The sequence below is a fragment of the Photobacterium carnosum genome (assembly GCF_021236965.1).
GTDB classification, from domain to species: domain Bacteria; phylum Pseudomonadota; class Gammaproteobacteria; order Enterobacterales; family Vibrionaceae; genus Photobacterium; species Photobacterium carnosum.
The window spans coordinates 105,019-130,216 of sequence record NZ_WMDN01000005.1; the positions used below are offsets into that span (position 1 = coordinate 105,019).

Sequence of the window (25,198 nt, forward strand, 5' to 3'; positions counted from 1 at the left end):
TTATTCTGCTATTAGTATGTTGATTAATAAAGTGATCGTAAATGGAATTAGGTATAGATGTATTAGTGATTTTATTTTTTGTGGCACTTGCCGCAGGGTTTATTGATGCGATTGCTGGTGGCGGAGGAATGCTTACTGTGCCTGCGCTTTTATCTGTCGGGATCCCACCGGCTCAAGCATTGGCAACCAATAAATTGCAAAGCTCATTTGGTAGTTTTTCTGCATCTTGGTATTTTGTCCGTAATGGATTAGTTAATCTAAAACAAATGCGATTGGCTATAGGTTGCACATTTGCAGGTTCGGCAATTGGGGCTGTATTAGTACAATATATTGATGCTAGCGTATTAACGAGCCTTATTCCTATATTGCTGGTCTGTATTTCACTGTATTTCTTATTATCCCCCAATATTGGCACAGGGGGAGGCACGCCTAAATTATCAGAAGCCGCTTTTGCATTTTCGGTTGGTACAAGTATTGGTTTTTATGATGGTTTTTTTGGTCCAGGAACAGGATCATTTTTTACCATCTGCTTTGTTGTTCTTGCTCAATTAGGGCTAGTAGAAGCTACCGCCCGCACTAAAGTTCTAAATTTTACCTCTAATATTGCCGCGTTAATCTTGTTTATTTTGGCTGGATTACCTGTTTGGAAGGTAGGGTTAATAATGGCCGTTGGTGGTTTTATGGGCGCACGATTAGGCGCACACGTTGTTATTAGTAAAGGTCAGCGCTTTATTCGACCAATGGTAGTAATAATGTCGATGGGAATGGCGATTAAATTGCTGTGGCAACAGCATCCGCAATGGTTTCAATTATGGTTTTAACTCGTGGTGATTTATAACTATTTTGACGGTAAATTAGATAAATAGGACGAGTGAGTTCAGCGAGTTCTTCAAATTCAAAACAGAAGCGCTCGTTGATTCCTAATGTTTTTACAATTGAGTTTGGTACAAGGGCAGGTATCATGCCTGCTAGTGCTAATTGTGCCGATGCAGTGTAAGAATCCATTTCCATTAAAGGCGTGATCCCTTGCTTTTGTAGTACCGCTGCTTGTGAAATATTTGATGGATTTTTTAAATCATTAGCGATAATAGCTTTAGGTAGCGCAGAGAGAGGCTGCTTAAAGACCACTTTAAATGGTTCATCCACTAAATGTTGAGCGATAAAGCGGTATTGAGTAGGTAAATGTCCGGCACAAAAACCAATGGTAGCCTTACCTGATTGGACGTTTTCAACAATCACTGGCGTGTGATGAGTAGTGATAGAAATATACTTATCGTGCTGAAAATACTGTCCCAAAGCATCAGATAAATACCCTGCAACTAAGGTTTCAGAACAATCAATCGTAATAATTGTTTGATCGTCTAAATTCTGATGCTCAAAAATCAACCCTCGAATTTCATTAAAACTTGGGCCTACATTTTTGATTAGAGCATGTGCATCTGGGGTGAGTTTAATTAATCGGCCAGATGGAATAATCAGCTTGGTTCCTAATGTTGCTTCTAATTTTGCGATCCGTTTGCTCACTGCCGATTGGCTGATATATAAACGACTTCCTGCGCGACTCATAGTGCCTTCTTGAGCTAACACTAATAATGTTTCAATGCCTTCCAATAGCATGTTATATCTCTTCTTGGATCGTGTTAACAAATTAATTATTAAATATGTATTATTATAAATAAATGTCTATTTTTCATTGATAAATAAGGATATTACAATGACACAATCATCACAATCGTTACTTAATACGATTTATACCTTAGATATGTTAATCCAACAGTTAAGCGTTTTGAGTCATGCTCAGAATACTGATTTAAATGCACAAGTTATTACTCAATTGGCCTTATCTGAACAAGAACAGATAATATTAATACAGGTAAAAGTTGAGGCGATCAAGCGGGCTCTGAATTGTGCTTTATCCGCGGTTGAGTTACATGATGAGGCGGCAACGCAACAAGCATTATTCTTAGCAATGTACGAGTTAACGCAACAACAGATACCATCAACGTTGATAAAGTATCAGGTTGATCCTGTATTAGCGGGTTAACCTTAATTAAGCAAAAAGAAAACCGACGAATAATGTCGGTTTTCTATCGATATTATTCGTTGTCAGGACTATCTTGATTTGGTTTTTCTGGTTTTGTAATGCTACCAACTTCAAGTAATGGCGCTGCATCTAGATGTTCGGCGTTCATCATGGTTGAAATACGTTGTACAGAAGAAAGCAGTAGTGATTGTTCCCAATCTTCTAAATCTTGATATTGAGAGATAAAGCTGTCTTGTAGTGGCATTGGAGCTTTATTAAGTAAGATAAGTCCAGCTTCTGTAAGGTGAGCATGTACCTTGCGCTTATCAAGTACACTACGTTTACGTACCACTAAATTGCGTTTTTCTAAACGGTCAAGAATTGTTGTTGCGGTTGCTTGGCTCATATTGGTGTTATTAGATAGTTGGCGAATAGTAATTTCGCCCGATCCACGAATTGCACGCATTAATACTAATTGTGGACCTGTTAGTCCAGCACTCTTATTTAGTTTTCTAGAATGTAGATCAATTGCTCGAATAATTTGTCTCAGAGCAACAAGTACTTCTTCGTGCCTATCCATCTAACTCTCCCAATAAAATTTGTATGCAATAACTCTATAAATTTATTCTAATATATAGGATCTTTTTATGGTGAGAGTATACAAGAATTATAATGTTTTCATCGGTATTTATCGGTATCTAATTAATTTATTTATAGATAAATGTAATTATATGAATGTAAATCCGCTCGAAATCTCAAGGTAATGATATTAATTATTATTTTCATGTAAGATCTATACGTTTGGGAAATTTTTGGGCTGTTGTATTGTTATTTGAGATGTTGGCATCAGTAACAACCTAGATTTAACCATCATCTGAGATTTGTCTGTTTTTTATTACTGCTGGTTTTTTAGATATTTATATCTAATTTAAAGATATTATTATCCTAAATTTGAATGATAATTGTACTTCTAAGATTTGAGAATATTTCCCCCATCTATATTTAATTATTAAATAGAGTTCTATTTTCATACTTAAAGTATGGACAGGGGTAACTAATGACATTAGTTAAGCATGTTTTTTTTATTGCCATAATATTATTTGTTAGTTTTTATTTGCAAGCATTATCTGCATATGCACAATCGCTTGGAGATAAAAATGAACACGTATTATTAAATAAGACTCAACCTTTATTTTTGTCGATGGATAAATCAGGGAATATGCTCAATAGCACAAGGCAATGGATTGAGGATGCTAATGCCAAGAGGGTTAATCTGAAATACTCATCAATATTAGTTGAATTATATGTGTCGACAGGATTTAGTCAATTTTGGAAAGATCAACGTGCAATTAATGATTTTATGGATCAGCTTCGTATAGTTAGTTTATCTAAAACAAATAAAGAACTTACCGCTAGGTACCATTTACTTATTCAATTACAACCGCTAAAAAATTGGCAGCAATATGATGTTATCGCGACAGATACGTTATTAATATATATTAGCTTTATTGAACAGTTGCATGGTAAAGGAAAGTTATGGCTATTTGGTGAAACGACACCATTAAAATTACCGCAACCTAGTCAAATTATTATTAACGATATGTTGAAAAATTATGAAAATCACCGATTTAATCAATTTATTCTTCGTTTAAAACCTCAAACTTCAGAATATAATCAATTAGTCACAACAATTAATAAATTAGATTCACAACAGACGTTACGTTGGCCTGTATTAGTATTTAATGGCAAAGTTAATCCGGAACAAACAATTAAAAATATTTCAAATTTGCTTATAGTACTTGAGCGTTTAGGTGATATTTCAGGTCAAGACGCCAAGCGTTATCAATCACAACATAAATCGTTATATACCGGTCGTCTTGTGTTGGCAATAAAACATTTCCAATCGCGACATGGCTTAATGCCTGATGGAATTATTGGACCGAAAACACAGCAATGGTTAGCATTAAATCCAACGCAGCGGGTGCGATTATTAGCGTTAAATGCTCAACGATTACGGCTTTGGTCTACAAGTCTTTATACTGGTATCGTGGTAAATGTCCCAAGTTACTACATGAAGTTATGGTTAGATGGACGCTGGATAATGACAAGTAAGGTGATTGTTGGTAAACCTTCACGTCAAACGCCAATTTTCAATTCGATGGTAAATTCAGTAGTCTTTAATCCATATTGGAATGTTCCTAATTCAATTATGAAAAAAGATATTTTACCAAAGGTAAAGCGTAGTCGAAGTTATTTAAAGCGTCATAATTATGAAGTTATTCGTAGTTGGAGCAGTACTGAAAAGATAAATATAAATTCAATTCCATATCGCTTATTAACACCCAATAAATTTCCTTATCGTTTACGCCAAAAGCCAGGTAAAAAAAATGCACTAGGCTTGTATAAATTTAATATTCCTAATAATCAAGCTATTTACCTTCATGATACTTCATACCCAGTATTATTTAATAAGTATGAGCGCGCATTGAGTTCAGGTTGCGTGCGTGTGCTTGAGTCAAAATCACTTGCGTTAGCATTATTTCAATATTCAGGGAAAAATGAATCGCAATTTAATGCATATTCTAATAGTAAAAAAACACGCACAATTAGGTTAAATAAAGGTAAAAAAGTGCCAGTGGAAATTATTTATCAAACGGCATGGGTGAATGATGACGGTGCGGTTAATTATCGTTTTGATATTTACGAATATGACTAATGACAACAAATAATGCGGTATTAATTTCTTCTTACAATAATAATTTAGTGTAAGTTAATGATATTTAAAAATAGATTTATCAATTTGATATTATGTGACTTGTGTATTTGACTGCTTAATTAACTAAAGATAATGTTCTGCAACATTGGTATATGAATTGCTTTGGCAATAAAGAACATTTTTATTTGGTTGTGTAAATTATGTCAAATTTAGATATTAGTCGCCGTAAGTTTTTAACATTAAGTGGATTAGCTGTTGGAGCATGTATGCTCCCGAATATTGTTCAAGCGAGTTCTTTTCAAGCAACAACACCTCGAACGATGCTATTACGCAATTTGCATACAGGTGAAGAGTTAGAAACGAAATATTTCAATGGTAAAACCTATGTGGGTAAAGAAGTTCGACGTTTAGATCATCTTTGTCGTGATTTTCGTCAAAATGAAATCGCGCGTATAGATCGACGTTTGTATGATGCGATTGCGCAAATCCAATCTTATCTTGGACATGAAGGTTATGCGCAGTTATTTTCAGGTTATCGATCATCTAAAACCAATAAGATGTTAGCTAAACGTGGTGGAGTTGCAAAGAAAAGCTATCATATGAAAGCTCAGGCTATCGATTTTAATCTTGAAGGAGTTCCATTAGCTAAAATACGTAAGGCCGCATTAGATTTAAATATTGGTGGGGTTGGTTATTATCCAAATAGTCAATTTGTTCATATTGATACTGGCCCTGTACGTACTTGGAGAGGGTAGTTTATTCCTGTCATAATCTGTATTTTTAAGGGTATTCGTGGCATGCTTCGTTAAATAATGTCTTCGTTTAGGAAGTATGAATGAGTCTTCAATATAAAATTGTGCCAGTAACTCCGTTTCAGCAAAATTGCTCTATTATATGGTGTGATGAAACCCATCAAGCTGCGATTATTGATCCTGGTGGTGATATTCAACAACTTCAGAAAGAAGTGGCGGCGCTTGGCGTTAACGTTACTCAATTATTACTTACCCATGGACATTTAGATCATGTGGGTGGGGCTGAACCTCTGTCTCAGATTTTTAAGGTACCTATGATTGGTCCACAAAAAGATGATGAATTTTGGTTACAAGGCTTACCTCGTCAAAGTGAAATGTTTGGCCTTCCAATGACAGAAGCATTTACGCCGATGCAATGGCTTAATGATGGCGATGTAGTAACTGTTGGTAATCAAACCTTACAAGTGTCCCATACACCAGGTCACACGCCTGGACATGTGATTTTCTATAATGCAGATGCTAAAGTCGCATTTGTAGGGGATGTATTATTTAACGGTGGTATTGGTCGTACTGATTTTCCACAAGGCGATCATCCAACATTAATTAATTCGATTAAGACTAAATTGTGGCCTCTAGGCAATGAAGTAACATTTGTACCAGGACATGGCCCATTGTCTACCATTGGTCATGAGCGAGCGACCAATCCATTTGTTGCTGACGAAATGCCATTATATTAATGCATCACTGTGTTAGTTTACGGTAATATAGCGCTATAGAAATAGATTAAATGAAAAACCACTGTTAATTTTATTAGCAGTGGTTTTTGTTGTTTTTTAATGCTTATGGGTGTTCCGTTATGATTACAGTTGCTTTAGTTGATGATCATGTCATTGTTCGTTCTGGTTTTGCTCAATTATTATCGTTAGAGTCTGATATGAAAGTAGCAGGCCAATATAGTTCAGCACAAGAAGCACGTAGTGGATTAGCTAAGCAAGCCGTTGATGTATGTATCATTGATATTTCAATGCCTAATGAAAATGGCTTAGTTCTACTTGAAGATTTAGCAGACAATGTCAGTTGTATTATGCTGAGTGTGCATGATTCAGCAACTGTAGTAAATAAAGCATTGGCTACTGGAGCAAAAGGCTATTTAAGTAAGCGTTGTAGCCCTGATGAACTTATTCAAGCTGTACGGAAAGTTGCAAAAGGCGAATGTTATTTAGCATCTGATATCGAAATGCAATTAGAGACAACCGATCCTTACCAACAATCTGTTGCATGTTTAACAAAACGTGAACGTCAAATTAGTGAAATGCTTGCTGCTGGCCTAGATGTTAAAGCGGTTGCGGTTGAATTAGGTTTGAGTCATAAAACGGTTCATGTACATCGTGCTAATGCAATGGATAAACTCAATGTTAGCAACAATGTTGAGTTAGTTAAGTATTTTCCATTAGAAATATTGTAATGCGCCATTATGTACTTACGTCATTAGGCGGATGTTTATTTTTTATTTGTAGTTGGTTTTGTTTATGGGTTATTGCTTTTTATTTTCTGGGTGATCCTGCATTAGCTATTTTATTTTTTCCGTTTGCGTTGCGATTAGGAATAACATTACATACAGCAAGTCGTTATTGGATTGCTATTTATAGTGCTGAGTGGGGCTTAATATTATTACTTGCGAAAGCGCTTAACGATTTACCTTGGTGGCCCATCTTAGTTGCGAGTGGCTTGTCTTGGCCAATATTATGGTTTTCTCGACGTTATTATTATGGCGATCAATGGCGACAGTTATTCGTTATGGCCGCTGTTATTATATCGACTGCAATTATTAATGTTGTTATGGTCATAGGGTTTGGTTCTCTTGTTAAAATACCATTATCACCAATAGGAATGATTTTCCTTATTAGTATTACTGGTGGGTTAATGTTAGTGCCAACCTGTTATTTATTATGGAGTTTTTTATTCAACCGATCATGGATCCCATTAACGGTTGCACTCATTTCTCGACCATTAGAATTACGACATCGTGATTTATGTCTATACGCATTACTTTTTATTACTAATATATTATTACAAGTAAATTTGCCTGATGAGTTAAGTCGTTTTGCACCATTTTGTTTAGCAATACCTATTATTGTTTTTGCCTTTCGACATGGATGGCAAGGTGCATTACTCGGAACATTATTAAATAGTATTGCATTAATAGCGGCACGAAGTGATGTCAATAACATGGAAATTACGGACTTATTATTATCACTCTCGGCGCAAAGTTTAACGGGAATTTTGTTAGGTCTTGGTATTCAGCGCCAACGGGATCTTAATACTAAATTATCCTCTGAATTAGGTCGTAATCAGGTTCTATCTCGTCAATTAATTAAGACAGAAGAATCGGTTAGACGGGATGTTGCTAGAGAATTACATGATGAGATAGGCCAAAATATTACCGCAATTAGAATGCAAGCCAGTATTTTAAAACGGATTGAGATAGCACCGGTAACCCAGCAATGCGCGTCTACTATTGAGCAATTATCTCTTAATATTTATGATACAACCAAAGGTCTATTATCACGACTACGTCCAAAAACATTAGATGATCTTGGTTTAGCTAAAGCCGTAGAGCAAGTTGTCTGTGATTTGAAGTTAGAAGCTAAGGGTATTGATGTTGCAATGGCATGGGGACGTCATCAACAATTGTTGTGTGATACGACAAGTGTGACTCTATACCGTATTTGTCAAGAAGCATTGAATAATATTGCTAAGTATTCATATGCGACAGAAGTGATTATTGAATTGCATATTGATCAACAAATCAGATTACAAATTGAAGATAATGGTATCGGTTTTAAAGTAGAAGATACCTTTAAAGGTTTTGGTCTTCGAGGTATTCGTGAGCGGGTAGAAATATTGGGCGGACAATGTTCGATTATAAGTCATTATCGTGATGATTCTCAAAAAAATATCTTACAAAAACAAGTTATAAATACGGGCACAACCTTGGTAATTTTATTACCATTAATATAATTACAACCTTTAATTTATTTATATAATCAGGTACAGCATGGCAATATTATTAACCCCAACTGTTGATCAACGCTATAAATATTGGCGTTTTCATATCATGGTGAGTATGTATATTGGCTATGCGGGATTTTATTTAACCCGTAAAAATTTCACGTATGCAATGCCCGCTATGATTGCTGATTTAGGTTGGGATAAAGCAGATATCGGTATGATGGGCACACTCTTTTATCTTACATATGGGTGTTCAAAATTCATTTCAGGGATGATATCTGATCGCTCTAATCCGCGTTATTTTATGGGAATAGGATTAATCGCTACGGGTATTATTAATATCTGTTTTGGATTTTCTAGTTCGATAACAGCATTTACGTTGTTATGGATAGCGAATGCATGGTTTCAAGGATGGGGATGGCCTGCTTGCTCTAAATTACTGACAACTTGGTATTCACGCTCTGAACGAGGGTTATGGTGGTCATGTTGGAATACTGCACATAATGTTGGTGGGGCATTTATTCCATTGTTGGTGGGTTTTTTGACTGTGCATTATGGCTGGCGCTACGGTTTCTTTATTCCTGGTATTATTGCCATTGTGATTGGTATTGGTCTCTGTTGGCGGTTGCGAAATAAACCGACAGCGATGGGATTACCCAGTGTCGGTTTATGGCGTAATGATTATTTAGAAGTTGCACAAGAAAACGAAGGTATTGGCCTTACACAGCGACAAGTATTATTTAAATATGTATTAACCAATAAATATTTATGGTTACTTGCTATGAGTTATGTGCTGGTTTATATCGTTCGTACCGCAATTAATGATTGGGGAAATATTTATTTAACGGAACAACACCATTATAGTTTGCTATCTGCTAATGGCGCTTTGTCATTATTTGAAATCGGTGGTTTTTTAGGGTCATTAGTTGGCGGTTGGGGTTCTGATAAAGTATTTGGCGGTAATCGTGGGCCAATGATTTTATTATTTTCAATGGGTATCTTTTTAGCTGTTGCTGCACTGTGGCTAATGCCTGTCACTAGTTATATTTTGCAGGCTGGGTGTTTTTTTGCGATAGGTTTTTTTGTTTTTGGTCCGCAAATGTTAATTGGTATGGCTGCCGCAGAGTGTTCTCATAAAGATTCAGTTGGTGCTGCTACAGGTTTTGTTGGTTTATTTGCCTATATGGGGGCTGCTTTGGCTGGATATCCATTAGCGATTATTATGAAGTATTACCATTGGACTGGTTTTTTTGTTGTAATTTCAGTGGCTGCAGCGTTAATTGGGCTATTGTTGTTGCCTTTTCTTAAAGCTCAAAAGGTTTCTGCTGCTGTTTCGTCATGAAATTAAGCGGCAGCTTTATAGCGACGTAATAGGCCAATAAAATCGTTTACAGGGCGATCAAGCACATCATCGGCAATGAAAAAATCAAAGCCAAGCAATTCTCGATTATATCGCATTCGATTAGCGATCATTGCTTGAAGCCCATGAAATTGTTCACCGTTACTCGTTATAAACGGATCATCATCAAATAATATATCTTCAAGTTGATGATTAGGGTGAACACTGTGTTTAAGTACCATGACCAATAAAACACGTTGCTCTAGTAATAACCTAGATGCAACGCGTGGGCAGATAGTACGAATAAAATCATCATAATTTTTTAGGCGAATACCAATCCAAGGCAGGGGATGATGCCATTCACCTGATGCTAGTGTTACATTCCCTATATGTTGAATATTGTGCCATGTTGTTGACCAACCCCCATAGTGACTATGAAATTGACAATGCATAAAGGTCAAGGTAAAACTCATGGAGGATGGATTGAAGAAAGTGGTGGTTAGTAGCAAGATAGATCCTAATGACATGATTATCATTAGGATACGTATTGTTGATAATTGCGTATTAAAATAGCTTAATAAAGTAAAGGTGAGGGTAGTGAATATTATCGCTGTCCAGATATAATGTTTTGTGGTTAGTTTTTCCGTATGAATATGAAGCGTTTCCATTACGGCCTCCTAAAACATTATTTCTATTCTTATTAACGTTAATCTTAGTACTAAATATATATCATACCCTTGTTATTATTTGTCCTATTCTTATATTTAAGACGTAAAATCGACGACTTTTTTTTACTCTGCTATAACTATTAACATGGAGAGTAATTCTCAGGGAGTACAAAGTATTCGGAGAAATTGATCTTATGACGATGATAAGTGCAAAGGAATTTTCTGGTTGGTTACTTGAACGATTTGCAGATGAAACACAGGGAGTATCCCTTAGCCGTGAAGATATTAATACGTTAACAGGGAGGCGAAATTTTTCTCTTGGTTATATTCACGATATACATTATGAAGTTATGCGGCATGGAATGGCATTTGTAACAGATACAACAAGAGAAATGTTTTATCTTATACCTATATCAGAGCGGCCTTGGCGTAAGCAATTAGAGAAGCATTATGAATATGATCTTTATTGTAATGTATTACCATTGAATAAATCAGGTTAATACTATTTGTATTATAACCGTCAAAAAAAGAGGATGATTATCCTCTTTTTTATGGTTGTCTGTTTTATTTTATAAGATTATAAAACAGCAGCAATACCTTTACAAAGCGGCAGCATATTTGATTTTGTCATACCTGCAACACTGATACGGCCAGAACCAACTATATAGATAGCAAACTCATCTTTTAAACGCTTTACTTGATCTTGATTGAGGCCAGAAAAAGAGAACATACCATTTTGACGTTCAATAAAACTAAAGTCTGTATTAACACCACATTGTTTTAGTGTGGCGACAAATAATACGCGCATTTCTTGAATACGATCGCGCATTTCGGTGACTTCTTGCTCCCATTCAGCTCGCAATACAGTGTCGTTTAGAATCTGTGTCACAATAGCCGCACCATGAGCTGGGGGATTTGAATAAATAACACGAGCAATGGATTTTACTTGGCTGAAAGATATTGTTGCTTGTTCAGTATTTTTTGCAACTAAAGTAAAGGCACCAACACGTTCGTTGTATAGACCGAAGTTTTTAGAGAATGAACTTGCAACAAGCAGTTCTGGCATTTGATCAGCAAAAATTCGTAGCCCTTGTGCATCTTCCTCGACACCTTGAGCAAAACCTTGGTAAGCAAAGTCAAACATTGGTAGCAAATCTTTCTCTAGGCAGAGTTTTGCAAGTGTTTGCCATTGTTGATTGGTTGGATCAATACCTGTTGGGTTATGACAACAGCCGTGGAATAAGACGACATCGCCTGCATTTGCTTGGTTTAAATCAGCGATAGTTGCATCAAAATCAATATCCTTAACTTGAGCGTTGTAATAACCATAAGTTTTAGTCTCTAAACCAGCGGCACCAAAGACACCGTGATGGTTTGCCCATGTAGGATTACTGATCCAAACAGTAACATCGCCTAACTGACGTTTAATAAATTCAGCCGCAACGCGTAATGCACCAGTGCCTCCAGGTGCTTGTGCTGTTTGGATTCGTTTTTCTGCAATAAGTGTAGAATCAGCACCAAAAAGTAGTTGTTGCACTGCTAGGCCATATTCAGGGGTGCCAGGAATGCCCAGATAAGATTTTGTTGTTTCTTGTGCTAATAGAATAGCTTCTGCTTTTTTTACGGTGGCTAAAACAGGCGTGTTGCCTGCTTCGTTTTTATAAATACCCACGCCGAGGTTAATTTTATGTGTTCTAGGATCAGCTTTAAATTCGTCTGTTAAACCGAGAATAGGGTCTGCGGGTGCTGCTGTAATCTTTTCAAACATATCGATCATCCATGGGTAGTTAAAGAGTTATGTCTCTATTTATACCCTTAGTGATAGAAGTTTGACAAGAGGGTGTAACAAATTTATGAATTTATAATTATGTTTTTTTATTGTATGTCTATAATCATAAGTTCAATAGCAGTGGGTCGTTTGTATAAAATCTATTCAATTACTCTCTAAACAATGGTTACTTGATTGCGACCATTATTTTTAGAATGATAAAGAGCTAGATCTGCGGCTTTATAAGCGTCATTAAAATGTATATTAGTTGCACAAATTCCCCCAATAGAGATAGTAATATTAATATCTAATATAGGAGATCGAGAAATGGAATCACATATTTTTTGTGCTTTTATTACTAATTGTTTTTTATTCATGTCAGAAAATGACACTATAAATTCTTCCCCACCCCAACGAATCGCGATATCTTGTTTACGAATGCAATTACTAATACGTTTAGTCACAGCACGAATCACTTCATCGCCAATTTCATGGCCATAATTATCATTGACACTCTTAAAGTGGTCAATATCTATAATAAGAAAATTAAATTTCTGCTGACTAAGTAATTTTTCTTCATAGTAGTCACGACGATAAAAACGTGTCATTTGATCATGACGTAAGATAAAGTTTTTATTAGCAATAAGTTGTGTTAAAGAATGATATAGGAACATTAATAAAAGAGAGGGTAAAAATGTTGCCTTTAATAGCGTATAAATATTAAGTCCTAAGTTAATCGGATCAACTGTTGAGCATGGTAATAATTCACTTGTGTTGTAAATGTTATTATTTCCCATACTAATAATTGTCATTTCTGTTTTATTAAATTCAGTTAATATGTTATTAAATATTGAGTTGTTAATATCTATTGCTAATAAAGAATCTAATTTTTTATTATTATAAATAGGATAATAAATGGTACGAATTATTTTATTTGTTCCTGGTTCTTTATATGTATCGGTTAATTTTATATTACAGCCATAAAATGAACGATAAGTATCCATTAAGGATTCATTTTTAACGATAGTATTAATAGTTATATTATCATAGCCTTTTAAATAAGCTGGTCTAAGAGGGGAAAAGTGTGAATAATCTGATGCTGTTTCAAAAACAGCAACTGTCCATATATGATTATTAGTTATTCTATTTATGTTTTTATGTAATTTCTTGATACCTGTAGATAATCTTTTAACATTTGTTTGCGTATTTACAACGACTGAAACGCCATTAAAAACATTTATCCCTTTATCTAAGGCTACTGTATCCGTATTATTATAAAATGAACCGAAACGACGAGCGGTAGAATAAATATTATTTAATGTAGTAATGTTTATATTTTGTAATTTTTCAATATGGTATATATTATAAATAAAATATGCACTAGAACAGATTATAAAAAATAAAGTAAAAAGCTTTAAATTGATTAATGTTTTTTTAAAAAAACAATTTACAGTTATAATCATTACTATCCATAGATATTAGAACGTGACGGTGTATTCTATATATTCCTTTTACAGATTAAAGTGAAAAATACACATCTTAACCATAAATTATTTTCATTGATGGCAATAAATTCCTCTTGAGTATTTACTGGGTAGGGATCAACATAGATTCTTTGGTTTACTCTTATTTTTCAGGCAATAGTGTATTGATTTCTACCATTATTTTTTGAATGATAGAGGGCTTTGTCTGCCGCTTTATAAGCATCGTTAAAGTGCATATTTGTATTTGATACACCACCAATTGACACTGTAATACTAAGACTTAATATAGGTGTAGATGCGATTGATTGACATATTTTTTTTGCTTTAAAATGTAATTGTTGATGATTCATTTCAGGAAAATAAATAATAAATTCTTCACCACCCCAACGAATTGGAATATCTTTTTTATGAATGCAACTATTAATGCGTTTTGCAATATGACGTATTACATCATCACCCATTTCATGACCATAGGTATCATTTATTTTTTTAAAATTGTCAATATCGATAATTAATATATTAAAAGCATGTTGTTTTAATAATTTTTTTTCATAATAATCACGACGATAAAAATTGGTCATATGATCACGCTGAATAGCATACTTTTTTTTAATAAGGCAGGTTTTGAAATAGCTAGATAAAAAGCTTAATATTAAAGCAGGTAAAAAAACCATTTTTAAAATAGAAAATAAATTAATACCAATATTGATTGGATTTAATTTTGAACAAGGTAATAATTCTTCTATATTATAAATATTACCTTTTTTATTAGAATTGAGCACAGTTAAGTAATTAGCATTATAATGTTGTAAGCATTTAGTAAGAATGTTGTTTTTTATATCAATTGCGACTAAGGCATCAAGATGTTTATTATTATAAATAGGGTAGTAAAGGGTTCTGATTTGGGTATGTGAACCAGTTTCAACATAACTTTCTGTTAGTTTGATATTACATCCATAAAATGATTGATAAGTGTTATCAAGGCCTTCCCGTTGAACGATACGGTGCATGACTGAATTTTCACCATATTTATCAAACTGAGTTAAATACTCAGGTCTAATAGGGTCAAAATGTGCGTAATCCGCAGGGTTTTCAAATACGGCAATTGTCCATATATTATTATTTGTAAGCCGATTTAATTGCGACCGTAATTTTGCTATACCGCTAGAGAGAGTCTTGACTTTACTGGCGGTGTTAACAATTAATGAGACATTATTTGTTTTATAATGATTCTCTGCTTTATATTCTTCTGGAGTATTATTGTAATATGAACCAAATCTACGGGTATATGAATATACATCTTGAATTCGAGCAATATAGCGTTGGTTGAATTTTTCAAGATGATAAATATTATAAATAAGATAAAGACTAGAGAATACGAAAAGAAGTAAGACAAATGTTTTCAATACGAGAATGGGATGCTTATTAGTATCCTTATGTTTTTTTTTCATGGGATATTTTGTTAAATCTATTCTTTTCGTGAATGTTCTTAATTAATTTAATCTATTTGTAGTATTAATACAATCTTTATAAATTTTTATTAGGAATTAAGTGTAAATGTAGATAGGGTGTTTTGTATTTCAAACTGAATTGAAAGAAAAAAACCATCCGAAGATGGTTTTTATTACGACTAATTACACTGAGTATTTAGAAGTTTGCAGAACGTGGTGTACGTGGGAATGGAATTACGTCACGGATGTTGCTCATACCCGTTACGTAAGAGACTAGACGTTCAAAGCCTAGACCAAAACCTGAGTGTGGTACTGAACCATAACGACGTAAATCGCGGTACCAGCCCATACTCTCAGGGTTTAAACCCATCTCAATCATACGTGCATCAAGTTGTTCTAGACGCTCTTCACGTTGTGAACCACCGATGATTTCACCGATACCCGGTGCAAGTACATCCATTGCTGCAACAGTCTTACCATCTTCGTTCATACGCATGTAGAACGCTTTGATGTCTTTTGGATAGTTCTTCACAATTACTGGTGCTTTGAAGTGTTGCTCAGCAAGGAAACGCTCGTGCTCAGAAGACATATCAATGCCCCACTCAACATCGTTCTCAAACTGATGACCAGAATCTTGAAGAATCTTGATTGCATCAGTGTAGTCTACTTGTGCAAAATCAGACGTTACAAATTGCTCTAGACGAGTAATAACGTCTTTATCAATGCGAGAAGCAAAGAATTCAAGATCGTCACGACGCTCTTCAAGAGCTGCTTTAAATACATATTTCAACATATTTTCAGCTAGTTTTGCTACGTCATCAAGATCAGCAAAAGCAACTTCAGGCTCAACCATCCAGAACTCTGCTAGGTGACGACTGGTGTTTGAGTTTTCAGCACGGAATGTTGGACCAAATGTGTATACTTTACTTAAAGCACAAGCATAAGTTTCAGCATTTAATTGACCAGATACCGTTAGGAATGTTTCTTTGCCAAAGAAGTCTTTGTCAAAATCCACTTCGCCTTTGTCTGTCATTGGCAAGTTTGCCATATCTAGCGTAGACACACGGAACATTTCACCAGCACCTTCACAGTCAGACGCTGTGATAAGTGGTGCAGACATCCAAATGAAGCCTTGTTCGTGATAGAAGCGGTGAATAGCTTGAGACAGGCAGTTACGAACACGAGCAACAGCACCAATTACGTTAGTACGTGGGCGTAGGTGTGCAACTTCACGTAAATACTCAATAGAGTGACGTGTTTTTGCCATTGGGTATGTTTCAGCATCTTCTACCCAACCAACAACTTTAACGGCTGTTGCTGCGATCTCAAAATCTTGACCTTTAGCTGGAGAGGCTACAATAGTACCAGTGACTTCAACAGAGCAACCTGTTGTTAATTTAAGTACATCTTCCTGGTAATTATTTAACTCATTAGAGACCACGGCCTGAATCGGGTCGAAACAAGAGCCGTCATAAATGGCAAGGAAAGAAATTCCAGCTTTGGAATCACGACGTGAACGGATCCAGCCTCGAACAGTAATTTCACTGTCAATTGCTAGCTTACCGCTTAATACGTCTGTTACAGGCGCGTAAGTCATGTTTAAGTCATTCTCCGTTTAGGCACTTCACTTTGGAATTAAAGTATTACGTGCTTAAAGATATCGTTGTATAAGTAATATTACCTTTCTTACGTCAAGCATCAAGCATTGATCTCATTAGATTGATAAATTGATGTTGGAAAGTGGGAATTTACACATAAGGTTGGTTAAGAAATGATCATTTTGGCAATGATAAGTAAATTAAGTCTTATCATTGCCTTGTTATTCTCTAGCGTAATACGGTGCCACGAAAGTGGTTGATGCTAAGCGATGGCTAAATATTTATGGGTTTGGATTGATAAACGCCAATTACGAGTAATACAGGTTTCGATACATAGTTCAGTTGAACGTGGCTTTTGACTGATAGGCTGTAGGGCTATTGTAACATCGTTACGTAGTTTTGCCGTAGCTAACAAAGCGTCTAATTGCTCAATATCTTTATGAGTACCAACGGGATGTTTGATTTCATTAGCACGTACTAAAGCTGACGTTAATACGGGTAATTTTGCTTTCATATTGATTTTAGGTGATACCGTAACCCAGGTTTGGTCACTGGTTAAAATCTCTGAGGTACCACTGGTTTCAATTTGGCAATTAAAGCCTGCAGCTTCTAATGCTGCGGTTAGTGGTCGTAAGTCATAAATACAAGGTTCACCACCCGTAATGACGACGTGTTTAGCCGTGTAGCCTTGATCAATTAATAGCTTAACAATGCCATCAGCGTCAAGTTGTGTCCAAAGTGGTGAGTCTTCTGTTTTTACTATGATACGTTCAATGCTGACTAAATTTTCTGGCTCTGCTGTCCATGTTTGTTTGGTATCACACCATGAACAACCAACCGGGCAAACTTGTAAACGAATAAAAATAGCAGGAACACCAGTGAATACACCTTCACCTTGAATGGTTTCGAAGACTTCATTAATTTTGTACACGTAAAACCTCATATTCTCATATCGCTACTTTGTGCCAGTATAATTTAGGTGTCACTAGTGAGTGATACCAGGCTAAAGCACGGAAGAGATTAAATTTACTAATTGAAATTATACTCAGCGAAATGCCGATTTATTATTATGTCAGAAGCGAAAGCGGAAGTCTTTAGGGATTCCTCGTGACGGCGGTCACGTCCTGAGTACAAGAGACTTCACAATTAGTTCGCAAAGTAAAAAAATTGAAAAACAAATGATATTTATTACTGTTTTTCCTCTAGGAGTATCGACATGTATGTCGCTCAGCCAGGTCATATTGATCATATAAAAAGAAATAATGCCGGGAGCGTATATAAACTTATTGACCTGTACGGACCTATTTCACGCATTGAATTATCTAAACGTAGTCAATTAGCGCCAGCTAGTATTACTAAGATCACGCGTGAATTAATTGAAGCACATTTGATAAAAGAGACTCAATATCAAGAAACTACTAGCCGTGGACGACCCGCTATTGGGCTTGTTCCTGCTAATGAAGGCTGGCAATTTTTGTCGATTCGATTAGGGCGTGGTTATTTAACTATCGCTTTGCACTCATTAAGTGGTGATATTATTATTGAGGAACGCCAAAATATTCAGCAAGTACAACAAGATGATGTGGTTGCTAAATTATTGGCTGAAATTAATGCATTTTTTGCTAATCATGTCAGTGCTATTGATCGTATTTCAGCAATAGCAATTTCACTGCCTGGATTGGTCAATGCTATTGACGGGATTGTTTTACAAATGCCGCATTACACTATTAAAAACTTACCGTTAAGCGATATTATTCATCAGGCAACTGGATTACCTGTTTTTGTTGGTAATGACACTCGTTCATGGGCATTAGCTGAAAAGCTATTTGGTAATTCACGTGGTATATCAAATTCTATTTTGGTGTCAGTGCATCATGGTGTTGGGGCGGGTATTATTTTAGATGATACGGTGCTTCAAGGTCGTACAGGTAATATTGGTGAACTCGGTCATATTCAAATTAAACCTTATGGTAAGCGCTGTTTTTGCGGTAATCATGGTTGTTTAGAAACGGTAGCAAGTTTAACTGCTGTTTTAGATCAAACCTTAACCCTTTTACAAGAAGGGCATTCTTCGGTATTAACAGCATCAACCCTGACCATTGAGGCTATTTGTGATGCTGCGGTGGCTGGTGATTCCCTTGCTTGTCAAATTATCATTGATCTGGGACACCATCTGGGTCAGGCGATAGCAATTATGGTGAACTTGTTTAATCCCCAACGTATTTTAATTGGTGGAGAATTTAATCGCGCCAAATCTGTGTTATACCCCGCGATTATGGAGTGTATTATTTCCCAAACATTGCCTATTTATAATCGAGATCTTGAACTTCAAGAAAGTTGTTTTTATACCCAAGCAACCATGCCTGGTGCTGCCTTGGTAAAACAAGCCCTTTATGATGGCCATTTACTAATGAAATTAATTGATGGTTAAAATTGCTCTTTAATTTCCATATAGCTTTCTCGAATATGTTCAATAAGCGCTTGAATCCGTTTTGCAGGTTTGCGGGTATAAGGATAAACCGCATAAATACCGACCACTTTTCCCGCATGCGAGGCTAAGACTTCAACTAATTGGCCTTGTTGTAATTCGTTATAAACTAAACAGGTTGGTAAGTAAGCAATACCATTACCGGCCAGCGTGACTTTTTTTAATGCTGCGGCGTTATCTGATGAAAAGTTACCACTGACTTTATGAGTATAAATTTTATTTTGACGGATAAATTGCCAGTCAAAAGGGCCTGAGCTTTGTGGGTTATAACCTAGGCAATTATGACTATTAAGAGCCTTTGGTGTTTCTGGTACGCCATGTTGTTCAAAGTAAGCCGGTGAAGCACAGATAACCCAACGAGAATTAAAAATATGACGTGCAATAAGACTTGAATCTTCTAGAGATCCGGTGCGGATCACTAGATCATAGTTATCAGCGACTAAATCGACAAAATGATTATTAAGTGACATATCAACGGTTAAACCAGGGTGTTTTTGACAAAAGGTTGAGACAGCGTTAGCCAGAACCAATTCACCTGAAATCGTTGGGACTGACATGCGAATTTTACCTGATAGTGCTTCACTATAACCCGTTACTGAATCAAAGGCCGTTTGCGCTATATTACTGATACTTTTGGCTCGATGATAAAGCACTTCACCCGGTTCAGTCAGTGTTAGCTTACGGGTAGTACGATAAATAAGTTGTAACCCTAAGCTGGTTTCAAGTTTACTGATACGTTTACTGACAACAGATTTGGTTATGTTATTGAGGTCAGCAACTTTACTGAATGAACCATATTCAATAACTTGAGTAAAAAGAACGAGATCATCAATAGCTGGCATGTCAATATTCCAAGAGTGAAATTATAGCGAATTATACGCGAAAAAAAACGCAGTCCGATAACTGCGTTTTTTCATATTCCCGTTTAAGTGCTTAACCACTAGCATCCTGCTAGTTTGTTTATCACTATTGGTGATAGGTAAAATTACATATCATCAATAATGATGTAGGTGGCAAAGACGGGCCCATGCACACCAACAACTTTGATCAGTTCGATATCTGCAGTCGAACTAGGACCTGAAATGAAATTCACACATGATGGAATACGTTCACCATTCTGTGCTTTTTGATGTAATAATTCTGTCGCTTGAGTTAAGCGAGGAACAAGATTGCTTTTAGGTACAATAAAAACCGACGCTTCAGGGAGTAAACTTACTACTCGACCTTGTGCTGCTTGGCTGTAAAGTACCATTGTACCTGATTCAGCTAATGCTTGTTCTGCGAATACTACGCCGACTTTAGCTCTTTCTGCAACTGCAATATTAGCTTCGTAGCCAGCACTATGATCCCAAATGTAGACGCCATGTTGCTTTTCCGCTAAATCTTTCGGATTTACTATATCTAACAGACGATTATCTGCGGTAAATATAGTTTCGCCGATAGGATTTAGGCCTTCGCCATCATCGGTGCAATAGTGGAAACATACATTACGTAATGTTTCTGTTAGCTTATCTTTCGTTGTAACAACCGCCTGAGAGGCTAATGTTGTTTCTGTGTAGTCAACTAAAATAGCTTTTAATTCATCTTGGCTTTTATCAGCAAAGACTTCTTTGTGGCAGTTATATTTTAAGTTTGGTCGTACTACCGGTGTTGTAATGCGATCACGACCAAGTTGTTTTGCGATATTATCAAGGAAACTATCGCGGTTAAAAATGCGTTGCTCTGACATGCGGAAGCCCCTTATTTGTCATCTCTGTTTTTAAACCAGCTACGGAATGATTGACCTGTTGGTGTTGGTAAATCACGAGTTTGTGTCCATGCGTTAAGCAAACCTACTTTAAACGGTAGTTTGCCATCTTTAATCAGTTTACCAGCCATAATTGCACCGATTTTAACTGTTTTATCCCAGATGAAAGGGTGGGAATTAACAAAGTTAAAACCTGTGATTGCAGCACGTTCTGATGGCGCTGTGATTTTTTCTTCACCCATAATTTGGCGGTGTTTTAGCAATAGATCAGACAATGGAATTTTTACTGGACACACATCATGACAAGCACGACATAAGCTACATGCATTGGGTAGGTCTTTAAAATCTTCATAGCCACCCAGTAATGGTGATAATACCGCACCAATTGGACCTGAGTAGATTGAACCGTAAGATTGACCACCGATATGACGGTAAGCAGGGCAAGTGTTAACACAAGCCGCACAGCGAATACAGCGTAGAATAGGACGGAATTCTGAGCCTAGAATTTTTGAACGACCATTATCAACAATAACGAGGTGGAATTCTTCAGGACCATCACAGTTATCGCCTTCACGAGGACCTGTTAGCGCAGTAACATAACCCGTTAGTGGCAGACCAACAGCACTACGGCATAATAGGCTTGCCATAATATCAAACTCTTCAAAGGTCGGAACGATACGCTCCATACCCATGACGGCAATATGTGTTTTGGGTAGGCTGGTGGCTAGACGCGCGTTACCTTCATTTGTAACTAAAGTGATGGTACCTGATTCTGCAATCGCAAAGTTACAACCTGTAATACCAATTTCGGCTTCAAGGAAGTCATGGCGAATATGCTCACGGACAAAGCGGGTCATGGCTTCAGGATCAGATGATCCATCATAACCGAGCTTTTCTTTGAACACTTCGCGAATTTGAGTGCGGTTTTTATGTAATGCAGGCACAACAATGTGTGATGGAGCATCACAATCATCGACTTGTAAAATATATTCGCCTAAATCGGTTTCGATGATTTCGCAATTATTGCGTTGGATCATCTGGTTCATGCCGATTTCTTCAGTCACCATTGATTTAGATTTTACGATTTTTTTAGCGTTCTTTTTCTTTACAATCGTTTCGATGTAGTTGGTTGCATCTTCTGCGGTTGAGGCAAAGAAAACATGACCACCATTTTTTTCTACATTTTCACTCAGCTGTTGTAAGTAGTAATCAAGGTTTTCAAGTACATGGTTACGAATGTCCATGCCCATTTCACGCCATTCTTCCCAGTTACCGAGTTTTTCAGCAGCAACTGCACGGCTTTTAAACATACGTTCTTGTGCGTTGGCAACGGCGGCACGCATAGATTCGTCTTTCATTTTTAGATGAATACGATCTTTAAATTTAACGTTGCTAGTTTTCATTGACATAATAATGACCTCTTAACGACTCATCAGCACATCAACAATGTGCATTACTTTAATAGGTTGACCTTCACGGCTAATACGACCACCAATATTTAATAAACAACTAATATCGGCACCAATTAAGAAGTCAGGTTTAACTGCGCTAATGTGTTGTACTTTTTCTGTTACCATTTCACCTGAAATTTCAGACATTTTAACAGAGAAAGTACCGCCAAAACCGCAACATGTTTCTTGGTTATCAATAGGTAAGAGCTCAAGGCCTTCAACATTATTAAGTAAAATAAGTGGCTCTTCACGCACGCCTAATTTACGAATAAGACTACAAGACGGATGGTAAACCCCTTTACCTTTAAGACGTGCACCTACGTTTGTTACACCTAGTTGACGAACGATAAATTGGGTTAGCTCAAATAAGCGGTCTGCGACTTTTTGTGCGCGGGCTGCCCATTCAGGTTCATCTTCTAAATAATGTGGGTATTTCTTCACAGAAGCAGCACATGAACCTGCAGGTGTCACAATAGGGTAATCATTAATTTCAAAAGCTTCGATCATGCTTTTCATTGCAGGCTTGCTTTTTTCGATATAACCACTATTTAATGCAGGTTGACCACAACACCCTTGGCGTTCAGGAAAAATCACTTCACACTCTAATTGCTCAAGCAGTTGTACCGTCTTTTTAGCAACTTCTGCTTTTACGGTATCGCCAAGACAAGTGACAAAAAAGTTTACCTTCATTTTATTGCTCCAATGGCGTAAAGGCGCCTGAAATATTAACGTTAAACTATTGGTTGGCGCCTGCTGCACAGAACGCCAATCAATTTTCTTTAATGATTAAAGAAAGGTACTTACTATAGCGACAATTACGCCATATAAAATCATAGGAATAACTGTTCGCTTAATGATGTAACCTTCTTTATTGGCAATACCAAGAATGGCTGATACTGCAATAATATTATTAATACATACCATATTACCCATCGCACCACCGACAGATTGCAAGGCAAGAATGATAGTTTCTGGTAACCCAACCGTGTGGGCAATACTTTGTTGAATCGCACCAAAAGTGAGATTAGAAACGGTTGCTGAACCTGAGAAAAATGCACCCAGCGCGCCTAGATAAGCCGCACAGTACTGCCAATTTTTACCTAATAGCGCCGCAAAAGCATTACCTGTTGTCATGATGGGCGAGTTATCACCACCAATCATCATAAACTTAACCATAATTAATGCACCAACAAGGGCGATAAAGGGTGTTTTGATTCGTGATGCGGTGTCGCTAAATACGGCGGTTACTTGGTGTCTGTTCATTTTCAAAAAAGGGATCGATATGAAAACAACCAAGAAAAATGGAATTAATGCTGGTACATACAGTGTCTTGTATGCCCATGCTGTATCGGTCCCTAAAATTTGATTAATATGAATAATAAATGCTTGGCTAATATGTAAGTCAGCAAAGCCTAAGTGGAAATTCCACATCGGGGTTGCGTCATTTAACATACCTTTTAGCCCTAGTTGCTTAATGCGCGTTACGATTAAAATAACAATCAATAATAGCGTAGGTGCCATGGCTTTAAATACATGCCAGAACGGTAAATGAACGACCGTATTTTCTGTCGTTGTTATTTCTTTTTTCTCTAATCCAATGTTATAGCGTGCAAACAGGATTGATAATGTTAGACCAATAGCACCACCAATAAGCGCTGGGAACTCATAGTTCCATTGTGCTAACCATACGTAAGGCAGCGTACATGACCAAATACTGAGTTGAATAAAAATAATGTTACGGCGAATTTGTTGCCAGCTAACAATGAATTTCAAAGCAATAACGGGAATAACAATCGCTGCGACAGTATGCATGATGGCCGATAAGCTACCGACATGTAGCAATTCGGCATCAGAAAGACCAAGGTTACCGAAACCAAACCATGTTGGTGTTCCCACGGCACCAAAAGAGACGGGGACGGAATTCATGACTAATGCTAACATTGCCACTCGTAATGGATTAAAGCCGAGCCCAACAAGAATGGGGGCAGCAATTGCAGCTGGCGTACCAAAGCCTGACGCACCTTCAATCATAAAAGCAAATGCCCAACCAATGATCATTAACTGACCAATTTGATTTTTACTAATACCTTCTAGCCATTGTTTAATGACATCTTCACAGCCTGAAATTGAGAGGGTGCGATTTAATAAAATCGCACCAGCAATAATAGAGATGGGTGTAAGTGCTGATAAAGATCCCGAAATAATGTTAGCCGTTAATAAACGACCGCTAGTACCAAAATAAATTAATTGTAATACACCAACAAGTAATGCTGTTAAAGGTAATGCAATGTGTGAAGGTAGCGCCTTTTTTTTTGTCATCATCCAAATTAATAATAAAATTGGAATAACGGATATTGTTAGATTGAGCATATTTATTTCCCTGGCTGAGTCGTCTTATTCCATGTTCAAACAGACGAATTTTATTTTTATTTATTATTACTATGTGAATAGTATTTTTTATACTGATTACCTCAGTGGGGAGATTATTGTAGGCAGGAAAACGAAACTTTCTATCTATTTTTTTTTTGCATTTATCATACTTATTAATTAAATGTGATGTGAATATATACTGTATAAACGGTGTTTTTTTTAATACTTACAAAAAATCAAGTTGTTACGGATTATATGTGTGTGAATAAATAGCTTGATTATATCATTATTGGAAACAATGTATTTGCATACATAAGCTAATATATTAAAT

Annotated in this window: 23 protein-coding genes; 10 read left to right on the top strand and 13 right to left on the bottom strand. The window is 36.4% G+C overall.

Features of this window, described 5'->3' with window-relative positions; all coding sequences use genetic code 11:
- The first annotated feature begins 41 nt into the window (after positions 1-41).
- Positions 42-821, top strand: coding sequence for a TSUP family transporter (locus GLP24_RS07000; protein WP_101766987.1), 780 nt, complete (start codon positions 42-44; stop codon positions 819-821).
- Here the strand turns inward: GLP24_RS07000 and GLP24_RS07005 are convergent.
- Positions 772-1,617 (bottom strand): LysR family transcriptional regulator, encoded by an 846-nt coding sequence (locus tag GLP24_RS07005; RefSeq protein WP_101766986.1) that lies wholly within the window; start codon positions 1,615-1,617, stop codon positions 772-774. The two genes, GLP24_RS07000 and GLP24_RS07005, sit on opposite strands and share 50 nt — an antisense overlap.
- Positions 1,618-1,714: 97 nt before the next feature.
- Here GLP24_RS07005 and GLP24_RS07010 point away from each other — a divergent pair, with 97 nt between their 5' ends.
- A complete protein-coding gene (locus GLP24_RS07010) occupies positions 1,715-2,044 on the top strand; it encodes a hypothetical protein (RefSeq protein WP_101766985.1) in 330 nt (109 codons plus the stop codon).
- 52 nt (positions 2,045-2,096) lie between these two features.
- Here GLP24_RS07010 and GLP24_RS07015 read toward each other — a convergent pair whose 3' ends face one another.
- Positions 2,097-2,603: a MarR family winged helix-turn-helix transcriptional regulator gene (locus tag GLP24_RS07015; protein ID WP_152652803.1), complete on the bottom strand. Its 507-nt coding sequence runs from the start codon at positions 2,601-2,603 to the stop codon at positions 2,097-2,099.
- Between the two features lie 477 nt (positions 2,604-3,080).
- Here GLP24_RS07015 and GLP24_RS07020 point away from each other — a divergent pair, with 477 nt between their 5' ends.
- The 6 genes from GLP24_RS07020 to uhpC all read left to right on the top strand — a co-directional run bounded on the left by GLP24_RS07020 (position 3,081) and on the right by uhpC (position 9,845).
- Positions 3,081-4,739, top strand: coding sequence for a L,D-transpeptidase family protein (locus tag GLP24_RS07020; protein WP_232615770.1), 1,659 nt, complete (start codon positions 3,081-3,083; stop codon positions 4,737-4,739).
- A 200-nt stretch (positions 4,740-4,939) separates the two neighbouring features.
- Positions 4,940-5,494, top strand: a complete 555-nt coding sequence (locus GLP24_RS07025) for a YcbK family protein (protein ID WP_152652801.1) — start codon at positions 4,940-4,942, stop codon at positions 5,492-5,494.
- 80 nt (positions 5,495-5,574) lie between these two features.
- Positions 5,575-6,228 (top strand): MBL fold metallo-hydrolase, encoded by a 654-nt coding sequence (locus tag GLP24_RS07030; RefSeq protein ID WP_232615771.1) that lies wholly within the window; start codon positions 5,575-5,577, stop codon positions 6,226-6,228.
- Positions 6,229-6,347: 119 nt separating this feature from the next.
- The gene (gene uhpA, locus GLP24_RS07035; protein WP_101766980.1) at positions 6,348-6,956 is read left to right on the top strand and encodes a transcriptional regulator UhpA; all 609 of its coding nucleotides are present in this window, start codon (positions 6,348-6,350) and stop codon (positions 6,954-6,956) included.
- Positions 6,956-8,512: a signal transduction histidine-protein kinase/phosphatase UhpB gene (gene uhpB, locus GLP24_RS07040; RefSeq protein WP_101766979.1), complete on the top strand. Its 1,557-nt coding sequence runs from the start codon at positions 6,956-6,958 to the stop codon at positions 8,510-8,512. The genes uhpA and uhpB overlap by 1 nt, the downstream gene beginning before the upstream one ends.
- A 37-nt stretch (positions 8,513-8,549) precedes the next feature.
- Positions 8,550-9,845 (top strand): MFS transporter family glucose-6-phosphate receptor UhpC, encoded by a 1,296-nt coding sequence (gene uhpC / locus GLP24_RS07045; RefSeq protein ID WP_221942555.1) that lies wholly within the window; start codon positions 8,550-8,552, stop codon positions 9,843-9,845.
- Positions 9,846-9,847: 2 nt separating this feature from the next.
- On the opposite strand, the gene GLP24_RS07050 is transcribed toward uhpC, so the two are convergent.
- Complete coding sequence (locus GLP24_RS07050) at positions 9,848-10,510, bottom strand: DUF2982 domain-containing protein (RefSeq protein WP_232615772.1); 663 nt, start codon at positions 10,508-10,510, stop codon at positions 9,848-9,850.
- Positions 10,511-10,704: 194 nt separating this feature from the next.
- Between GLP24_RS07050 and GLP24_RS07055 the strand changes: the two genes are divergently transcribed.
- Positions 10,705-11,010, top strand: a complete 306-nt coding sequence (locus tag GLP24_RS07055; protein WP_101766977.1) for a hypothetical protein — start codon at positions 10,705-10,707, stop codon at positions 11,008-11,010.
- 77 nt (positions 11,011-11,087) lie between these two features.
- Here the strand turns inward: GLP24_RS07055 and GLP24_RS07060 are convergent, their stop codons facing one another.
- The 5 genes from GLP24_RS07060 to queE form a co-directional block, all read right to left on the bottom strand.
- On the bottom strand, positions 11,088-12,278 hold the full coding sequence (locus GLP24_RS07060; RefSeq protein ID WP_152652799.1) for an amino acid aminotransferase: 1,191 nt from the start codon (positions 12,276-12,278) through the stop codon (positions 11,088-11,090).
- Between the two features lie 176 nt (positions 12,279-12,454).
- Positions 12,455-13,741 carry a GGDEF domain-containing protein gene (locus GLP24_RS07065; RefSeq protein WP_232615773.1) on the bottom strand — a complete coding sequence of 429 codons (1,287 nt, stop codon included), beginning with the start codon at positions 13,739-13,741 and terminating at the stop codon, positions 12,455-12,457.
- Positions 13,742-13,911: 170 nt separating this feature from the next.
- The gene (locus GLP24_RS07070; protein WP_232577162.1) at positions 13,912-15,213 is read right to left on the bottom strand and encodes a GGDEF domain-containing protein; all 1,302 of its coding nucleotides are present in this window, start codon (positions 15,211-15,213) and stop codon (positions 13,912-13,914) included.
- Positions 15,214-15,409: 196 nt separating this feature from the next.
- Positions 15,410-16,810, bottom strand: a complete 1,401-nt coding sequence (gene asnS / locus GLP24_RS07075) for an asparagine--tRNA ligase (protein WP_152652796.1) — start codon at positions 16,808-16,810, stop codon at positions 15,410-15,412.
- Between the two features lie 263 nt (positions 16,811-17,073).
- Positions 17,074-17,754, bottom strand: a complete 681-nt coding sequence (queE, locus tag GLP24_RS07080) for a 7-carboxy-7-deazaguanine synthase QueE (RefSeq protein ID WP_232578438.1) — start codon at positions 17,752-17,754, stop codon at positions 17,074-17,076.
- Between the two features lie 273 nt (positions 17,755-18,027).
- Here queE and mlc point away from each other — a divergent pair, with 273 nt between their 5' ends.
- Complete coding sequence (gene mlc / locus GLP24_RS07085; protein ID WP_101766972.1) at positions 18,028-19,242, top strand: sugar metabolism global transcriptional regulator Mlc; 1,215 nt, start codon at positions 18,028-18,030, stop codon at positions 19,240-19,242.
- On the opposite strand, the gene GLP24_RS07090 is transcribed toward mlc, so the two are convergent.
- The 5 genes from GLP24_RS07090 to GLP24_RS07110 form a co-directional block, all read right to left on the bottom strand.
- Positions 19,239-20,141, bottom strand: coding sequence for a LysR family transcriptional regulator (locus GLP24_RS07090; protein WP_101766971.1), 903 nt, complete (start codon positions 20,139-20,141; stop codon positions 19,239-19,241). The genes mlc and GLP24_RS07090 overlap by 4 nt on opposite strands.
- A gap of 143 nt (positions 20,142-20,284) precedes the next feature.
- Positions 20,285-21,028, bottom strand: a complete 744-nt coding sequence (locus GLP24_RS07095; RefSeq protein ID WP_101766970.1) for a LutC/YkgG family protein — start codon at positions 21,026-21,028, stop codon at positions 20,285-20,287.
- Between the two features lie 11 nt (positions 21,029-21,039).
- Positions 21,040-22,455, bottom strand: coding sequence for a LutB/LldF family L-lactate oxidation iron-sulfur protein (locus tag GLP24_RS07100; protein ID WP_232577164.1), 1,416 nt, complete (start codon positions 22,453-22,455; stop codon positions 21,040-21,042).
- 12 nt (positions 22,456-22,467) lie between these two features.
- Positions 22,468-23,187 carry a (Fe-S)-binding protein gene (locus GLP24_RS07105; RefSeq protein WP_101766968.1) on the bottom strand — a complete coding sequence of 240 codons (720 nt, stop codon included), beginning with the start codon at positions 23,185-23,187 and terminating at the stop codon, positions 22,468-22,470.
- A 96-nt stretch (positions 23,188-23,283) separates the two neighbouring features.
- Positions 23,284-24,867, bottom strand: a complete 1,584-nt coding sequence (locus GLP24_RS07110) for an L-lactate permease (protein ID WP_101766967.1) — start codon at positions 24,865-24,867, stop codon at positions 23,284-23,286.
- Between the last annotated feature and the right edge of the window lie 331 nt (positions 24,868-25,198).

Excerpts from the sequence above, each read along its gene's own strand:
- GLP24_RS07000 (WP_101766987.1), top strand. The coding sequence starts at position 42 with ATGGAATTAGGTATAGATGTATTAGTGATTTTATTTTTTGTGGCACTT.
- GLP24_RS07005 (WP_101766986.1), bottom strand. The coding sequence starts at position 1,617 with ATGCTATTGGAAGGCATTGAAACATTATTAGTGTTAGCTCAAGAAGGC.
- GLP24_RS07010 (WP_101766985.1), top strand. The coding sequence starts at position 1,715 with ATGACACAATCATCACAATCGTTACTTAATACGATTTATACCTTAGAT.
- GLP24_RS07015 (WP_152652803.1), bottom strand. The coding sequence starts at position 2,603 with ATGGATAGGCACGAAGAAGTACTTGTTGCTCTGAGACAAATTATTCGA.
- GLP24_RS07020 (WP_232615770.1), top strand. The coding sequence starts at position 3,081 with ATGACATTAGTTAAGCATGTTTTTTTTATTGCCATAATATTATTTGTT.
- GLP24_RS07025 (WP_152652801.1), top strand. The coding sequence starts at position 4,940 with ATGTCAAATTTAGATATTAGTCGCCGTAAGTTTTTAACATTAAGTGGA.
- GLP24_RS07030 (WP_232615771.1), top strand. The coding sequence starts at position 5,575 with ATGAGTCTTCAATATAAAATTGTGCCAGTAACTCCGTTTCAGCAAAAT.
- uhpA (WP_101766980.1), top strand. The coding sequence starts at position 6,348 with ATGATTACAGTTGCTTTAGTTGATGATCATGTCATTGTTCGTTCTGGT.
- uhpB (WP_101766979.1), top strand. The coding sequence starts at position 6,956 with ATGCGCCATTATGTACTTACGTCATTAGGCGGATGTTTATTTTTTATT.
- uhpC (WP_221942555.1), top strand. The coding sequence starts at position 8,550 with ATGGCAATATTATTAACCCCAACTGTTGATCAACGCTATAAATATTGG.
- GLP24_RS07050 (WP_232615772.1), bottom strand. The coding sequence starts at position 10,510 with ATGGAAACGCTTCATATTCATACGGAAAAACTAACCACAAAACATTAT.
- GLP24_RS07055 (WP_101766977.1), top strand. The coding sequence starts at position 10,705 with ATGACGATGATAAGTGCAAAGGAATTTTCTGGTTGGTTACTTGAACGA.
- GLP24_RS07060 (WP_152652799.1), bottom strand. The coding sequence starts at position 12,278 with ATGTTTGAAAAGATTACAGCAGCACCCGCAGACCCTATTCTCGGTTTA.
- GLP24_RS07065 (WP_232615773.1), bottom strand. The coding sequence starts at position 13,741 with ATGATTATAACTGTAAATTGTTTTTTTAAAAAAACATTAATCAATTTA.
- GLP24_RS07070 (WP_232577162.1), bottom strand. The coding sequence starts at position 15,213 with ATGAAAAAAAAACATAAGGATACTAATAAGCATCCCATTCTCGTATTG.
- asnS (WP_152652796.1), bottom strand. The coding sequence starts at position 16,810 with ATGACTTACGCGCCTGTAACAGACGTATTAAGCGGTAAGCTAGCAATT.
- queE (WP_232578438.1), bottom strand. The coding sequence starts at position 17,754 with ATGAGGTTTTACGTGTACAAAATTAATGAAGTCTTCGAAACCATTCAA.
- mlc (WP_101766972.1), top strand. The coding sequence starts at position 18,028 with ATGTATGTCGCTCAGCCAGGTCATATTGATCATATAAAAAGAAATAAT.
- GLP24_RS07090 (WP_101766971.1), bottom strand. The coding sequence starts at position 20,141 with ATGCCAGCTATTGATGATCTCGTTCTTTTTACTCAAGTTATTGAATAT.
- GLP24_RS07095 (WP_101766970.1), bottom strand. The coding sequence starts at position 21,028 with ATGTCAGAGCAACGCATTTTTAACCGCGATAGTTTCCTTGATAATATC.
- GLP24_RS07100 (WP_232577164.1), bottom strand. The coding sequence starts at position 22,455 with ATGTCAATGAAAACTAGCAACGTTAAATTTAAAGATCGTATTCATCTA.
- GLP24_RS07105 (WP_101766968.1), bottom strand. The coding sequence starts at position 23,187 with ATGAAGGTAAACTTTTTTGTCACTTGTCTTGGCGATACCGTAAAAGCA.
- GLP24_RS07110 (WP_101766967.1), bottom strand. The coding sequence starts at position 24,867 with ATGCTCAATCTAACAATATCCGTTATTCCAATTTTATTATTAATTTGG.